Source organism: Cribrihabitans marinus (genome assembly GCF_900109035.1).
Taxonomy (GTDB): Bacteria; Pseudomonadota; Alphaproteobacteria; order Rhodobacterales; family Rhodobacteraceae; genus Cribrihabitans; species Cribrihabitans marinus.
Genome location: NZ_FNYD01000006.1, coordinates 102,847 through 117,140 on the forward strand (window position 1 = coordinate 102,847; position 14,294 = coordinate 117,140).

Below are 14,294 nucleotides of genomic sequence, written 5' to 3' on the forward strand. Positions count from 1 at the left end.
TCAGCGCGCGGCGTCGGTATCCATCCCCGACATGCCGGCCACCCAGTCCCGGAACGCCCGCACCTTGCGATCCTTCCATTTGTCGCGCGGACCGATCAGGCAATAGCGGCCCTCCGGCGTTTCGCAGCGCATGTCGGGAAACGGCAGCACCAGCGTACCGCGCGCCAGTTCCTCGCGGCACAGGAACAGGTCGGCCATCACCACGCCCGAGCCCATCACGGCGGCCCGGACCGCCATGTCGAGATTCGGGAACACCTCGCCGCTTTCGACATCGACGCCGCCTATGCCGAAGGTCTCCAGCCACGTGGCCCAGTCGCTGCGCCTCGGGCTTTCGTGCAACAGGGTGAACGCGCCGACCTGGTGTGGATCAGTGAGCCGGGCACCACCTTCCGCCAGATCCGGCGCGCAGGCCGGCGACAGGACCATCGGAAAAAGCGGTTGCACCTCGATGTCGGGCGACCGTCCCGGCCGGTGCTCCAGCGAGATGCCGAGATCGTATTCCGCCGCGTCGAACCCCTGTTGGCCGTAGAACTCGGTCGTCAGCCGCACCCGGATTTCGGGGTGGTCCCGGCGGAACGACTCGAGCCTTGGGAACAGCCACCGGATCGACAGGGCGGGCGGGCAGATGATCCGCAGTTCCGCGCCTTGGGCGGTCAGGCTGCGGGTCTCGCGCTCGATCGCGGAGAAGGCGTCGGTCAGGACAGGCAGCAGTCTTTGGCCCGCCGCGGTCAGGTCCACGCCCCGGTGGGTGCGGCGAAACAGGGTGACGCCGAGATGCGCCTCGAGCAGCTTGACATGCCGGCTGACCGCGCCGCGCGTGATGCACAGCTCGTCGGCAGCGGCGACGAAGCCGTTGTGCCGGGCGGCGGCCTCGAAGGCGCGAAGGGCATTGAGCGGTGGCAGGGGCATGGCGGGCGTTGGATCAGTTTTCCTGATCCAACCTAGGCGAAAAACTGGTTTGCCCGCAAGCGGAGTTCACAAGTAATCCTGATCTGGCCATCAGCAACGGAGAGCACGCCATGCCAATAGCCAAAGCGAGTTTCACATCGCGCCATTGGGTCATGTTTGCGCTTTCCCGTTGCGCGGAAGCCTTGAGATTTGCTGATCCAAGCGCGCCCACGCCGCCGCCCGACGCGAAGACCGAGGAGGCACTGGCAAGGCTGGCTGCGCTGTCGCCGCACCTGCTGGAGGATATCGGCTTCACCAGGGACCGCCACCGGAGCACCGCTGGGCGCACGGTCTGGACGGACGGCGTGCGGGACTTCGTGGTGATCGACGCGAGCGGCCCGGCGCCGTGACGACGGACCGGCGGTGTCAGGCCGCCGAGCCGCCCACGGTCAGCCCGTCCATCAGCACCGTGGGCTGGCCCACGCCGACCGGCACCCATTGGCCGTCCTTGCCGCAATTGCCCATGCCGGGATCGAGCGCCATGTCGTTGCCCAGCCCGCGAATGCGGCCCAGCGCGGTCGGGCCGTCGCCGATCAGCGTGGCACCCTTGACCGGGGCGCCGATCTTGCCGTCCTGCACGCGGTAGGCCTCGGTGCAGGAGAACACGAACTTGCCATTGGTGATGTCGACCTGGCCGCCGCCGAAGCCCACCGCCCAGATGCCGTCCTTGATCTGCGCCACCAGGTCGGCGGGATCGGCGTCTCCGCCCAGCATCACCGTGTTGGTCATCCGCGGCATCGGCTTGTGCGCATAGCTCTGCCGCCGCCCGTTGCCGGTGGGCGCCATGCCCATCAGCCGGGCATTCTGGCGGTCCTGCATGTAGCCCACCAGGATGCCGTCCTCGATCAGCGTGGTGCGGTGCGAGGGCGTGCCCTCGTCGTCGAAACTGATCGAGCCGCGCCGGTCCGGCATGGTGCCGTCATCCACGACGGTGACGCCCCTGGCCGCGATCCGCTGGCCCATCAGCCCGGCAAAGGCCGAACTGCCCTTGCGATTGAAATCGCCCTCCAGCCCGTGGCCGATCGCCTCGTGCAGCAGGATCCCCGGCCAGCCGGGCCCCAGTGCCACCTCCATCACGCCGGCCGGTGCCGGCACCGCTTCGAGGTTGACCAGCGCAATCCTGAGCGCCTCGCGCGCCCTGGCCTGCCAGGCGTCCGGCGCGATCAGCCCGTCGAGGCCCACGCGCCCGCCACCGCCGGCGGTGCCGCTTTCACGGCGGCCGTCCTGCTCGACGATCACCGAGACGTTGAGCCGCGTCATCGGCCGCACGTCACGCAGATGGGTTCCGTCGGGCCGCAGGATCTCGACCTCCTGATGCGAGGCGGCGACCGAGGCGGTCACCTGCACCACCCGCCGGTCGAGGCCACGCGCGAAGGCGTCGATCTCGCGCAGCGTGTCGATCTTGACCGGAAACTCCGCCGACGCGATCGGGTCGGCATCGGTATAGAGATGGCGGTTGGTGGCCTGGGGCGGGTCGGCATAGGTGCCGCCGCCATCGCCCACGGCCAGGCGCGCGGTCTCGGCGGCGCGGCGCAGGCTGGGGATCGAGACATCGGTGGAATGGGCATAGCCCGCGACCTCGCCATTCACCGCGCGCAGACCGAAGCCCTCGGACGCATCATACGAGGCCTGCCGCAGCCGCCCGTCATCGAAGGTCAGCGCCTCGGACCGGCGGCGTTCGACGAAAAGCTCGCCATCCTCGGCCCCGTCCAGCGCGCCGTGCAAGAGCGGGAGCGCCTCGTCCAGGGGAAGGGCGGCTTCGAATGGGCGGAACGCGTCCTGTGACATGCGGCGGGGCCTCGCTGTTTGATCCAGATCAAAAAAGCGTCTCTTTGACGCAAGCATTTCGCTTTATCTGTAGTCCGGAATATGGTTTTTAACGCAGCCAAAGACAACGGGCCGGGTGTGTCCGATTCATGCCCGGCCCGGTCTGACGGGAACAAGATCAAACGATCAGGACAGAAAATGAAGAACGCTTTGAAGCTCTCGGCGCCCCTTGCCGCCCTTTCGAGCCTGCCCGCCGCCGCGCAGGAGTTGGAATCCGTCGGCAAGCCGGTCCCGGGCGGCACCGGGTTCCAGCCCGCCGCGACCGAACTGGCGCGAGACCTGCAATCGCTCGACTGGATCGTCCTGGTGATCATCACCCTGATCTGTCTGCTGGTGGGCGGCCTGATCCTCTATGCGATCCTGCGCTTCAACCGCCGGGCCAACCCGACCCCGTCCAGCTTCTCGCATTACACCCCGGTCGAGATCCTCTGGACCATCGGGCCGATCCTGATCCTGGTCTTCATCGGCGCCTTCAGCCTGCCGGTGCTGTTCAAGCAGCAGGAAATCCCCGAGGCCGACCTGACCATCAAGGTGACCGGCTACCAGTGGTACTGGGGCTATGAATATATCGACGAGGGGTTCGGCTTCGAGAGCTTCATGCTGGACCGCGAGTCGCTGGAAGAGAACGGCTATAGCCAGGACGAATACCTGCTGGCCACCGACACCGCCGTTGTGGTGCCCGTGAACAAGACCGTGGTGATGCAGGTCACCGGCGCCGACGTGATCCACAGCTGGACCATTCCGGCCTTCGGTGTGAAGCAGGACGCGGTGCCGGGGCGCCTGGCCGAGCTGTGGTTCAATGCCGACCGCGAGGGTATCTATTTCGGCCAGTGTTCCGAGCTGTGCGGCAAGGACCACGCCTATATGCCGATCACCGTGAAGGTGGTCAGTCAGGAGGCCTATGACCAGTGGCTGGCCGAGGCGAAAGAGGAATTCGCCGGCGTGCCGCAGAGCTTGCAGGTGGCCTCGAACTGACAGGCTGGACCGGGCGGCAGGTCGGTTTCCCGGCCCGCGTGTCCCGCGTGACGATCAAGACGTAGGACGCGCGGTCTCCGCGCCTCCGTGACGCCCAAGGACCGGACATGAGTGACGCAAGTTTCAACGCCAGCCCCCTGCGCAACCCCGTCCGCGAGGACGAGGCGGGTTTCGGCGACTATTTCTCGCTGCTCAAGCCGCGGGTGATGTCGCTGGTTGTGTTCACCGCGCTGGTGGGCCTGCTGGCGGCGCCGGTCACGGTGCATCCGGTGATCGGGTTCTGCGCGATCCTGTTCATCGCCATCGGCGGCGGCGCGTCCGGGGCGCTGAACATGTGGTGGGACGCCGATATCGACCGGGTGATGAAGCGCACCCGCCGCCGCGCAATCCCGGCCGGCAAGATCGCGCCCGGCGAGGCGCTGGCGCTGGGGCTGGCCCTGTCGGGGTTGAGCGTCATCATGCTGGCGCTGGCGACGAACCTGTTTGCCGGCGCCTTCCTGGCCTTCACCATCTTCTTCTACGTGGCGATTTATACCATGTGGCTCAAGCGGGCGACGCCGCAGAACATCGTGATCGGCGGTGCCGCGGGGGCCTTTCCGCCGGTCATCGGCTGGATCGCGGCCACCGGCGGCATGAGCATCGAGCCCTGGCTGATGTTCGCGCTGACCTTCATGTGGACGCCGCCGCATTTCTGGGCGCTGGCGCTCTTCATGCGCAACGATTACGACGATGCCGGCGTGCCGATGCTGACCGTCACCCACGGCCGCCGCGCCACCCGGGTGCATATCCTGGTCTATACCGCGCTTCTCGCGCTGCTGGCGGTGGGCACTGCCTTTACCGATATCGGCGGGCCGGTCTACCTGGCCGTGGCCCTGGTGATGAACGCGCTGTTCCTGCGCGGTGCCTGGACGATCTGGCGCCGGGACGAGGCCGATGCCGAGGCCGACAATTTCAAGGCCGAGCGCGGGTTCTTCAAACTGTCGCTGCTGTATCTGTTCCTGCATTTCGGCGCGATCCTGACAGAGGCTCTGCTCAAGCCCTTTGGACTGGGAGGCTGGGGATGAGCCTGCGCAAACCCCATGAGCTGCACCAGCGCCGCTTCGGGCGCAACCTGGGCCTGGCGCTGACGCTGGCAGGGTTCATCGTGATCGTGTTCAGCCTGACCGTGGTCAAGGTCAGCCGCGGTGATTTCCTGCTTCCCACTGGAGAGGTGCAGCAATGAAGGGCCTGACCGGACCCCGCAAGACGGTCGTGCAGACCGTCGGAGTCGTGCTACTGATGGGCGGCCTGGCCTGGGCCTCGGTTCCGTTCTACGACTGGTTCTGCCGGGTCACCGGCTTTGGCGGGGTGACCGGCGTGGCCGAGGCCGGCTCGGACGAGATCCTCGACCAGACCATCACCGTGCGCTTCGACGCCAGCCGCGAGCGCGGCATGCCCTGGGAATTCACCCCGGTCGAACGCGAGATGGAAATCCGCATCGGCGAGACCGGGCTGGCCTTCTACGAGGCCTACAACCCCACCGACCGACCGGTGGCGGGGCAGGCGTCCTACAACGTGACGCCCTACCAGGCCGGCGGCTTCTTCGAAAAGATCGCCTGCTTCTGTTTCGAGGAACAGGTGCTGGAACCGGGTGAGCGGGTCCAGATGCCGGTCACCTTCTTCGTCGATCCCGAGATCGTCGAGGACCGCGACGGCAAATATGTGCATACGATCACTCTGTCGTATACATTCTACGAGATAGATCTGCCCGAGGGATACGCGGCCCTCGAGGCGGACACCGCAACAGATACGAATTAAGGCCGCAAGGTAAGGGACGCTGATGGCACACGCGAAAGACCACGATTACCATATTCTCAACCCCTCCATCTGGCCGCTCCTGAGCTCGCTGGGCGGTTTCGTCATGCTGATCGGCGCGGTGCTGTGGATGCACGGCATCACCCACTGGGTGTTCCTGATCGGGCTGGTGGGCGTGCTTTACACCATGTTCGGCTGGTGGTCCGACGTCGTTGCCGAAAGCCGGGTCGGAGACCATACCCCGGTGGTGCGCATAGGCCTGCGCTATGGCTTCATCCTGTTCATCACCTCCGAGGTGATGTTCTTTGCCGCGTGGTTCTGGTCGTTCTTCAAGCACCGGATCTATCCGATGCAGGAGTATGTGGGCAGCGAATACGTGGCCCCGGCGATCCATGCGGTGGATCCCCTGCATCTGCCACTGATCAACACGCTGGTGCTGTTGCTGTCGGGCTGTGCCGTGACCTGGGCGCACCATGCTCTGGTGCACAACAACGACCGCAAGGCGCTGGTGCAGGGCTTGGCCATCGGCATCGTGCTGGGCGTCTTCTTCACCGTCCTTCAGGGCTATGAATACTGGCAGTTGATCGCGCATGAGGACTGGACCTTCGGCGGCGACCAGTTCTATTCGAACTTCTTCATGGCGACCGGCTTTCACGGTGCGCATGTGATCATCGGCACGATCTTCCTGCTGGTCTGCCTGATCCGGGCGATGCGCGGCGATTTCACGCCCGAGAAGCATATCGGCTTCGAGGCGGCGGCCTGGTACTGGCACTTCGTCGATGTGGTCTGGCTGTTCCTGTTCTTCGCCGTCTACATCTGGGGCCAGGCGCCGCTGATGAATTGACGCAGCGCCCGGGGCGGTTGCAAATCCGCCCCCGACGCGCAAGAAACAACGGCGCCCGGGAATTGCCACGGGCGCCGTTTTTGCCTTCCGGACCCGCGTTTATGCCCACCCGCCGCCTTCTGTTCGTGCTGACCTTCGGCCTTGTCGGGCTTGCCGTGCTGCTGGGCCTCGGCATCTGGCAGGTGCAGCGCCTGGCCTGGAAAGAGGCGCTGCTGGCCGAGATCGACGCCCGCATCGCAGCCGCGCCCGTGGCGCTGCCCGTGGATCCGGACCCCGACACCGACCGCTACCTTCCCGTGCGCGCCGAGGGCACGTTCGACCGGGGCGAGGTGCATGTGCTGGTCTCGGTGAAGCGGGTCGGGCCGGGCTATCGCATCATCGCGCCGTTCCGCACCGGCGGGCGCCGCATCCTGGTCGATCGCGGCTTCGTGCCGACCGAGGCCAAGGACGCACCGCGCGCGACGGGGCCGATACAGGTCACCGGCAACCTGCACTGGCCGGACGAGATCGACGGCTACACGCCGGAACCGGACAAGGACGGCAACATCTGGTTTGCCCGCGACGTGCCGGCGCTGGCCGAGGCGCTGGACACCGAGCCGGTGCTGCTGATCGCGCGCACGCCCACCGATCCGGATGTGACACCGCTGCCGGTGGACAGCGCCGGGATTCCCAACGATCACCTGCACTATGCCATCACCTGGTTCGGTCTTGCGGCGGTCTGGGCCGCGATGACCGTCTATTTCCTGCGGCGCGGCCGCAGCCGATCCGAAAGCGTGAAACCATGAGATACATCTCGACCCGCGGGCAGGCGCCCGAGCTGACATTCGAAGAGGCGATGCTGACCGGCCTGGCGCGCGATGGCGGCCTTTACCTGCCCGCCGAGATCCCGGCGATCCCCAGCGACGAGATCGCCGCGCTGGCCGGGCAACCCTATGAAGAGATCGCGTTCCGGGTGATGTGGCCCTATGTCTCGGGCAGTTTCAGCGAGGACGAGTTCCGCGGCATCATCGCCCGGGCCTATGAGGGCTTCGGCCACGCCGCCCGCGCGCCGCTCAGGCAGCTGGACGCCAACGCCTTCCTGCTGGAGCTGTTCCACGGCCCCACCCTGGCGTTCAAGGACTTCGCCATGCAGCTGATCGGGCAGCTGTTCCAGACAGCGCTGGAACGCAGCGGCGAACGGGTGACCATCGTCGGCGCCACCAGCGGCGACACCGGCAGCGCCGCCATCGAGGCGTTCCGCGGGCTGGACAATGTCGACGTGTTCATCCTGTTTCCGCATGGCCGCGTCAGTGAGGTGCAGCGCCGGCAGATGACCACGCCCGAAGATGCCAATGTGCACGCGCTGGCGCTGGATGGCGATTTCGACGATTGCCAGGCCGCGGTGAAGGCCATGTTCAACGACTTCGAGTTCCGCGACGGAGTGCGGCTGGCCGGCGTGAACTCGATCAACTTCGCCCGGGTGCTGGCGCAGGTCGTCTACTATTTCTCGTCCGCCACCAACCTGGGCGCGCCGCACCGGGCGGTCGATTTCACCGTGCCCACCGGCAATTTCGGCGACATCTTCGCCGGCTACATCGCCCGTCGCATGGGCCTGCCAATCGGCCGGCTGGTGGTGGCCACAAACCAGAACGACATCCTGCATCGCTGCCTGAGCGGGCAGGGTTACCACAAGGGCGACACGATCCCGTCCATCAGCCCCTCGATGGACATCCAGGTCAGCTCGAATTTCGAGCGCGCGCTGTATTATGCCTACGATCAGGACGGGCGCGCGGTGGCGCAGTTGATGGACGAGCTGAAGACCGGCGGTTTCGAGGTCAGCCAGGGCGCGATGCAGGCGCTGCGCGAGACCTATGCCTCGGGCCGCGCCAGCGAGACGGAGACAGGGGCGACGATCCGCTCGACACTGGCGTCGAGTGCCGAGCTGGTCTGCCCCCACACCGCGGTCGGGCTGAAGGTCGCCGGCGAGCAGGCGCGCCCCGGTGTGCCGATGGTGACGCTGGCCACCGCTCACCCCGCCAAGTTTCCGGCGGCGGTGGAAGAGGCCAGCGGCGTCTTTCCCCCCCTTCCATCGCGCATGGGCAACTTGTATGAGAAGCCCGAGCGGGTGCACCGGATCGCAAACGATCTGGGCGCCATCGAGGATCACATCAGGGGACATATCCACGCGTGACGGTTCAGCAGGATCAACTGGAAAACGGCTTTCGCATCGTCAGTGAGCACATGCCCGGGCTGCAATCGGCGGCCATCGGGATCTGGGTCAGCGCCGGTGGTCGGCACGAGCGGATCGACCAGAACGGCGTCGCCCATTTCCTGGAGCACATGGCCTTCAAGGGCACGGCGCGGCGCAGCGCGCTGGAAATCGCCGAGGCGATCGAGGATGTGGGCGGTTATATCAACGCCTATACCAGCCGCGAGGTCACGGCCTACTACGCGCGGGTGCTGAAGGAGGATGTGGCGCTGGCGCTGGACGTGGTCGGCGACATCGTGATGAACCCCGTCTTCGACGCCCACGAGATCGAGGTCGAGCGCGGCGTGATCCTGCAGGAGATCGGCCAGGCCCATGACACGCCCGATGACGTGATCTTCGACTGGCTGCAGGAGGAGTGCTATCGCGATCAGCCGCTTGGGCGCAGCATCCTCGGCCCGTCCGAGCGGGTCAGCGCGTTCTCCCGGGCGGATCTGGCCGGGTTCGTGGCACAGCACTACGGGCCGGAACAGATGATCCTGTCGGCCGCCGGCGCGGTCGATCACGATGCGCTGGTGCGCCTGGCCGAGGCGGCGTTCGGCCATCTGCAGCGCCGGCCCGGTCTTCTGGCCGAGCCTGCGCATTTCACCGGCGGCGAGGCGCGACACGACAAGGACCTGGAGCAGGCGCATTTCGCGCTGGCCTTCGAAAGCCCGGGCTATCGCGACGACGCGATCTATACCGCGCAGATCTACGCCTCGGCTCTGGGCGGGGGCATGTCGAGCCGTCTGTTCCAGGAAATGCGCGAGCGTCGCGGCCTGTGCTACACGATCTTCGCCCAGGCCGGGGCCTATGCCGATACCGGCTCCACGACGATCTATGCCGGCACCAGCGGCGCACAGGTGGCGGAGCTGGCCGGGATCACCATCGACGAGATGAAGCGCGCCGCCAGTGACATGAGCGATGCCGAGGTCGCCCGCGCCCGCGCCCAGATGAAGGCCGGGTTGCTGATGGGGCTGGAGAGCCCGTCGAACCGCGCCGAGCGGCTGGCGCGGCTGGTGCAGATCTGGGACGACGTGCCGCCGCTGTCGGAGACGGTGGCGCGGATCGACGCGGTGACCACGGCCGACGTGCGCGGCTTTGCCGAGGGGCTGGCGGTGCAGGCCCCGGCGGCGCTTGCGCTCTACGGTCCGGTGGCCGGGGCGCCGCGCCTGAGCGACCTGCAGGAGAGGCGCGCGGCGTGATGCTGCTGGGCAAGCGCAGGCTGAAGCTGGAGACCGAACGGCTGCGCCTGCGTCCGCCCGCACATTCCGATTTCCGCGAATGGGCCGCGCTCCGACGCGCCAGCCAGGACTATCTGACCCCGTGGGAGCCGATCTGGTCGCCCGACCACCTGAGCCGCAAGGCGTTCACCAACCGGGTTTACTGGGCACAGCGGTCGGTGTCGGGCGGCTCGGCCATCCCGCTCTTCCTGTTCCGCCGCGACGACGATGTCCTGCTGGGCGCGATAACACTGGACAACATCCGCCGCGGTCCGGCGCAGGCGGGCACGCTGGGATACTGGACCGGCCAGTCCTTCGCCCGGCAGGGATACATGCGCGAGGCGATCGGCGCGCTGGTGCATCACGCCTTCTCGCGGCTTGACCTGAGCCGCATCGAGGCCGCCTGCCTGCCGGAGAACGCGGCCTCGCGCGGGCTGCTGGAAAGCTCGGGGTTCAAATACGAAGGTGTGGCGCAGTCCTATCTGCAGATCAACGGGCGCTGGCGCACCCATGTCCTTTACGCCTGCCTGCGCTCGGATCGGCGCGGGCGAACGGCGGTGGGTCCGGCCTGACCGGCCGGTGTCGGGGGCGCTGCCCCCGTCCGCTCTGTGAGCGGACTCCCCCGGAGTATTTCCGAAAAAGATGAAATTTACAGGCGTGACCCGGGACGGATTCGGTCTATTCTTGCTGCATGCGATTGGTGACACTGGCATTGGCTCTCGGATTGGCGGCGTCTTCGGCCGCGGCGCAGGAGCGCCGGCCGAGCCATTGCGTCGCCATCGCCGATGCGGCACCGGGTGTCGAATATGTGCACCTGGCGGGCTGGCAGGATCCGGTGCCGGACCACGCGGTGCGGATCCACTATGTCGCCCATGCCTCGTTCCTGCTTCAAACGCCCGGTGGCCTCGATGTGGTCACGGATTTCACCGGCTTCGTCGGCACGGCGGATCTGATCCCGGACGTGGTGACGATGAACCATGCACATACGACGCATTGGACGGCCAACCCCGACCCGGCGATCCCGCATGTCCTGAAGGGGTGGGGGCCGTTCGGCGAGGGTGTCGAGCACCATCTCGACCTGGGCGAGATGCTGGTGCGCAACGTGTCGACGGACATCCGCTCGGCCGGGGGCGGGGTCGAGCCGCGCGGCAACTCGATCTTCGTGTTCGAGGTGGGCGGTCTGTGCATCGGCCATCTGGGCCATCTGCATCACATGCCCACCGACGCGCAATTCGCGATGCTGGGCCGGCTGGACGTGGTGATGGCGCCGGTGGACGGCGGCTATACCATGCCGTTGCCGGACATGATCGCCGTGCTGCAGCGGCTGAAGAGCTCGGTGGTGATCCCGATGCACTGGTTCTCGGGCTATTCGCTCGAGGCGTTCCTGGCGGGCATTTCCGATGATTTCGCGGTGACCCGCGTGGGCGGACCGGCGCTGGAAGTGTCGTTGCGGACCCTGCCGGACCGGCCCACGGTCATGGTGCTGGAGCCGCAGCGTCTGTCCGCGGAATAGGGCTTGTCGCCGGGCGGTCGCTCCGGCAAGGAATGGACATGCCGCTGAACCCCGCCGACGAGATTTTTGCCGAGACGCTGCGCGCGGTGCTGCTCGAGGGCGTCCTGCGCCCGGTCGAGCCGCGCTATCTGTCCGAACCGCGCGGGCGGCTGGCCGGGCAGGCCGGGCTGCTTGCGCTGCCGCGCGACGTAGAGGACGTGTCGGCGCTGGTCCGGGCCGCCGCAGAAGCGCGGGTGCCGGTCGTGCCATATGGCGGCGGCACCGGGCTGGTCGGCGGCCAGGTCATGCCCGATGGGCCACGCCCGCTGGTGATCTCGCTGGAGCGGATGTCGGCGATCCGGACGGTGCATCCGGCCGACAATGTCCTGGTTGCCGAGGCGGGCGCGGTGCTGGCCGATGTGCAGGCGGCGGCGCGCACAGCCGGGCGTCTGTTTCCGCTGTCGCTGGCGGCCGAAGGTTCGGCCCGGATCGGTGGCACCCTGGCAACCAACGCGGGCGGGGTGAACGTGCTGCGCTATGGCAATGCGCGCGACCTGTGCCTGGGGCTCGAGGCGGTGCTGCCCGATGGCGCGATCTGGCATGGACTGCGCCGGCTGCGCAAGGACAACACCGGATACGACCTGCGGAACCTGCTGATCGGGGCCGAGGGCACGCTGGGGATCATCACGGCGGCCGCGCTGAAGCTCTGTCCGGTGCCGGCGGGGCAGGGGACGGCAATGCTGGTCGTGTCATCGCCCCGGGCGGCGCTGGACCTGCTGGAGATGGCGCGCGACCGCCTGGGCGAGGGGATCAGTGCCTTCGAGCTGATCCACGGGCAGGGCCTTGAATTCCTGGCCGAGACGCTGCCTGATCTGCGTCAGCCCTTCGACATGCCGCCGGAATGGTGCGTGCTGGTCGAGCTGGGACTGGCCGCAGGGCTGGATCCCGCGGCGGCGCTGGAGGATCTGTTCGCCGATGCTTTGGCGCGAGGTCTGGTCCGTGACGGGGTTGTGGCGCAGTCGCAGGCGCAGCGGGACGAACTCTGGTCAGTGCGCGAGCATATCCCCGAAGCCAACAAGCGGATCGGCGCGGTGTCGAGCCACGACATCTCGGTGCCGATCTCGGCCATTCCCGAGTTCATCCGGCGCGGCGGCGAACTGCTTGCCCGGTTCGGCGATATCCGCATCAACTGCTTCGGGCATCTTGGAGACGGGAACCTGCATTACAACGTGTTTCCTGCGGCCGGCCGCACCCGGTCGGATTATGACGGGTTGCGCTGGGAGGTGCAGCGGGCAGTGCACGACCTGGTGCACGACATGGGCGGATCGGTGAGCGCCGAGCATGGCATCGGCCGGATCAAGGTGGCCGAGCTGGAGCGCTATGGCGATCCCGCCAAGCTGTCGGCGATGCGGGCCATCAAGGCGGCGCTGGATCCGGCCGGGATCATGAACCCCGGCGCGGTGCTGCGGATGAATCAGGACCGCTTGGGGGTGCCGTCGGGGCCATAGATCGGGCCTCCGAAGATCGCGGCATCATATTTCGCACACTTGCCGCCCCGTTCCCGAGGCGATGAGCGAACCAGCCAGGCGTGGGATGGGCCACCGCATCGCCGCCGGTCATGTCGTGTCGTAGGTGCCTTGGTTTGCCTCTGCTCTGGATTCAGCACGGCGCAGGCGTCCAGTCAGACAGCAAACAGGGGCGACAACGGACCGTTGCCGCCCCCGTAATCCGACTCTCGGGTCAGTTGGGCAGGATAACCTTGTCGATCACGTGGATGACGCCGTTTTCCGCCTCGATATCGGCGGCGACGACCTTGGCGTCGTTGACCATGACGCCGTCATCCAGGTCGATGGTGATCTCGCCGCCTTGCACGGTTGCGGCGGTCATGTCGTCGCTCAGGTCGCCCGACATCACCTTGCCGGGCACCACGTGATAGGTGAGGATCGCCACAAGCTGATCCTTGTTCTCGGGCTTGAGCAGGGTTTCCACCGTGCCTTCGGGCAGCGCGGCAAAGGCCGCGTCGGTGGGTGCGAACACGGTGAACGGCCCCTCGCCCTTGAGCGTCTCGACCAGTCCGGCGGCCTCGACCGCGGCGACCAGCGTGTTGAAATCGCCCGCACCGGCGGCGGTGTCGACGATATCCTTGGCGTGACCGCCGGCCAATGCTGCGGTGCCCATCAGGGCGGTGGCGGCCGTGGCGAATGCGAAATTACGAAGCATGGGTTCAAGTCCTCGAATGCTGCAATGCCGTTCGTGGCATCGCATCTTCTACGGTCGTGGATCGCTGCCGGTTCATTGCGATTTCCTGCCACCTGAGGTTGACTCGAGGGGGCTTGGCGCTAAGCCAGCGCCGCCGTGGACAACCAGTCAAAAAAATGTGATCGGAAGCTCAGTCGCCGTCGAAGGCACAGAGCGCGTGCACGTCCATTCCCATCGCCTCTAGCACCTTGCGTCCGCCCAGATCGGGCAGGTCGATGATGAAGGCGCAGGAGACGATCTCGCCGCCCAACCGCTCGATCAGCTTGATGCCCGCGGCCGCCGTGCCGCCGGTGGCCAGCAGGTCGTCGACCACCAGGATCTTTTCGCCGGGCTGGATCGCGTCATCATGGATCTCGACGATGGCCTCGCCGTATTCCAGTGTGTAGTCCTGACTGATCGTCGTGCCCGGCAGTTTGCCTTTCTTGCGGATCGGCACGAAGCCGACGCTGAGCTGATGCGCGATGGCGCCGCCCAGGATAAAGCCGCGCGCCTCGAGGCCCACGACCTTGTCGATCCGCTCGCCGGCATAGGGGTGCAGCATCTGGTCAATGGCCATGCGAAAGCCGCGCGGATCGGCAAACAGCGTGGTCACATCGCGAAACATGATCCCTTCATGCGGGAAATCGACGATGGTGCGGATGTAGTCGCGGACGGTTTTCGAACTGGGCACGGGCGGTTCCTGAGCTGGCATCGACCTGTCCGGTTTGG

General features: G+C 66.8%; 16 protein-coding genes. 12 read left to right on the plus strand and 4 right to left on the minus strand.

The genetic code is table 11. The features are described 5' to 3' along the window. Positions 1-909, minus strand: a complete 909-nt coding sequence (locus tag BMX57_RS11435; RefSeq protein WP_092366797.1) for a LysR substrate-binding domain-containing protein — start codon at positions 907-909, stop codon at positions 1-3. A 182-nt stretch (positions 910-1,091) separates the two neighbouring features. Here BMX57_RS11435 and BMX57_RS11440 point away from each other — a divergent pair, with 182 nt between their 5' ends. After that, the gene (locus BMX57_RS11440; protein ID WP_177175447.1) at positions 1,092-1,298 is read left to right on the plus strand and encodes a hypothetical protein; all 207 of its coding nucleotides are present in this window, start codon (positions 1,092-1,094) and stop codon (positions 1,296-1,298) included. A gap of 16 nt (positions 1,299-1,314) precedes the next feature. On the opposite strand, the gene tldD is transcribed toward BMX57_RS11440, so the two are convergent. Beyond that, the gene (tldD, locus tag BMX57_RS11445) at positions 1,315-2,736 is read right to left on the minus strand and encodes a metalloprotease TldD (protein ID WP_092366802.1); all 1,422 of its coding nucleotides are present in this window, start codon (positions 2,734-2,736) and stop codon (positions 1,315-1,317) included. A 177-nt stretch (positions 2,737-2,913) separates the two neighbouring features. Here tldD and coxB point away from each other — a divergent pair, with 177 nt between their 5' ends. From coxB to BMX57_RS11495, 11 genes are all read left to right on the plus strand, one after another. Further along, a complete protein-coding gene (gene coxB / locus BMX57_RS11450; protein WP_092366805.1) occupies positions 2,914-3,750 on the plus strand; it encodes a cytochrome c oxidase subunit II in 837 nt (278 codons plus the stop codon). Between the two features lie 107 nt (positions 3,751-3,857). Then, a complete protein-coding gene (gene cyoE / locus BMX57_RS11455; RefSeq protein ID WP_092366807.1) occupies positions 3,858-4,814 on the plus strand; it encodes a heme o synthase in 957 nt (318 codons plus the stop codon). Next, on the plus strand, positions 4,811-4,972 hold the full coding sequence (locus BMX57_RS20675; protein ID WP_177175448.1) for a hypothetical protein: 162 nt from the start codon (positions 4,811-4,813) through the stop codon (positions 4,970-4,972). The genes cyoE and BMX57_RS20675 overlap by 4 nt, the downstream gene beginning before the upstream one ends. Next, positions 4,969-5,547, plus strand: a complete 579-nt coding sequence (locus BMX57_RS11460; RefSeq protein ID WP_092366810.1) for a cytochrome c oxidase assembly protein — start codon at positions 4,969-4,971, stop codon at positions 5,545-5,547. Before BMX57_RS20675 ends, BMX57_RS11460 begins: the two co-directional genes overlap by 4 nt. Before the next feature lie 22 nt (positions 5,548-5,569). Next, on the plus strand, positions 5,570-6,388 hold the full coding sequence (locus tag BMX57_RS11465) for a cytochrome c oxidase subunit 3 (protein WP_092366814.1): 819 nt from the start codon (positions 5,570-5,572) through the stop codon (positions 6,386-6,388). A gap of 101 nt (positions 6,389-6,489) precedes the next feature. After that, a complete protein-coding gene (locus tag BMX57_RS11470; protein ID WP_092366817.1) occupies positions 6,490-7,173 on the plus strand; it encodes an SURF1 family protein in 684 nt (227 codons plus the stop codon). Further along, positions 7,170-8,558 (plus strand): threonine synthase, encoded by a 1,389-nt coding sequence (thrC, locus tag BMX57_RS11475; RefSeq protein ID WP_092366819.1) that lies wholly within the window; start codon positions 7,170-7,172, stop codon positions 8,556-8,558. The genes BMX57_RS11470 and thrC overlap by 4 nt, the downstream gene beginning before the upstream one ends. Then, complete coding sequence (locus tag BMX57_RS11480; protein WP_092366821.1) at positions 8,555-9,817, plus strand: M16 family metallopeptidase; 1,263 nt, start codon at positions 8,555-8,557, stop codon at positions 9,815-9,817. Before thrC ends, BMX57_RS11480 begins: the two co-directional genes overlap by 4 nt. Beyond that, positions 9,817-10,407, plus strand: a complete 591-nt coding sequence (locus BMX57_RS11485; protein ID WP_092366829.1) for a GNAT family N-acetyltransferase — start codon at positions 9,817-9,819, stop codon at positions 10,405-10,407. Before BMX57_RS11480 ends, BMX57_RS11485 begins: the two co-directional genes overlap by 1 nt. A gap of 119 nt (positions 10,408-10,526) precedes the next feature. Then, positions 10,527-11,348, plus strand: a complete 822-nt coding sequence (locus BMX57_RS11490; protein ID WP_092366832.1) for an MBL fold metallo-hydrolase — start codon at positions 10,527-10,529, stop codon at positions 11,346-11,348. 38 nt (positions 11,349-11,386) lie between these two features. Then, entirely contained in the window at positions 11,387-12,835 is a 1,449-nt protein-coding gene (locus tag BMX57_RS11495; protein ID WP_092366836.1) for an FAD-binding oxidoreductase, read from the plus strand. 232 nt (positions 12,836-13,067) lie between these two features. Here the strand turns inward: BMX57_RS11495 and BMX57_RS11500 are convergent, their stop codons facing one another. Both BMX57_RS11500 and BMX57_RS11505 read right to left on the minus strand, forming a co-directional pair. Continuing rightward, positions 13,068-13,547, minus strand: coding sequence for a fasciclin domain-containing protein (locus BMX57_RS11500; RefSeq protein WP_092366838.1), 480 nt, complete (start codon positions 13,545-13,547; stop codon positions 13,068-13,070). A gap of 169 nt (positions 13,548-13,716) precedes the next feature. After that, complete coding sequence (locus tag BMX57_RS11505; protein WP_229724238.1) at positions 13,717-14,256, minus strand: adenine phosphoribosyltransferase; 540 nt, start codon at positions 14,254-14,256, stop codon at positions 13,717-13,719. Positions 14,257-14,294: the final 38 nt, after the last annotated feature.

Excerpts from the sequence above, each read along its gene's own strand:
- BMX57_RS11435 (WP_092366797.1), bottom strand. The coding sequence starts at position 909 with ATGCCCCTGCCACCGCTCAATGCCCTTCGCGCCTTCGAGGCCGCCGCC.
- tldD (WP_092366802.1), bottom strand. The coding sequence starts at position 2,736 with ATGTCACAGGACGCGTTCCGCCCATTCGAAGCCGCCCTTCCCCTGGAC.
- coxB (WP_092366805.1), top strand. The coding sequence starts at position 2,914 with ATGAAGAACGCTTTGAAGCTCTCGGCGCCCCTTGCCGCCCTTTCGAGC.
- cyoE (WP_092366807.1), top strand. The coding sequence starts at position 3,858 with ATGAGTGACGCAAGTTTCAACGCCAGCCCCCTGCGCAACCCCGTCCGC.
- BMX57_RS20675 (WP_177175448.1), top strand. The coding sequence starts at position 4,811 with ATGAGCCTGCGCAAACCCCATGAGCTGCACCAGCGCCGCTTCGGGCGC.
- BMX57_RS11460 (WP_092366810.1), top strand. The coding sequence starts at position 4,969 with ATGAAGGGCCTGACCGGACCCCGCAAGACGGTCGTGCAGACCGTCGGA.
- BMX57_RS11465 (WP_092366814.1), top strand. The coding sequence starts at position 5,570 with ATGGCACACGCGAAAGACCACGATTACCATATTCTCAACCCCTCCATC.
- BMX57_RS11470 (WP_092366817.1), top strand. The coding sequence starts at position 6,490 with ATGCCCACCCGCCGCCTTCTGTTCGTGCTGACCTTCGGCCTTGTCGGG.
- thrC (WP_092366819.1), top strand. The coding sequence starts at position 7,170 with ATGAGATACATCTCGACCCGCGGGCAGGCGCCCGAGCTGACATTCGAA.
- BMX57_RS11485 (WP_092366829.1), top strand. The coding sequence starts at position 9,817 with ATGCTGCTGGGCAAGCGCAGGCTGAAGCTGGAGACCGAACGGCTGCGC.
- BMX57_RS11490 (WP_092366832.1), top strand. The coding sequence starts at position 10,527 with ATGCGATTGGTGACACTGGCATTGGCTCTCGGATTGGCGGCGTCTTCG.
- BMX57_RS11495 (WP_092366836.1), top strand. The coding sequence starts at position 11,387 with ATGCCGCTGAACCCCGCCGACGAGATTTTTGCCGAGACGCTGCGCGCG.
- BMX57_RS11500 (WP_092366838.1), bottom strand. The coding sequence starts at position 13,547 with ATGCTTCGTAATTTCGCATTCGCCACGGCCGCCACCGCCCTGATGGGC.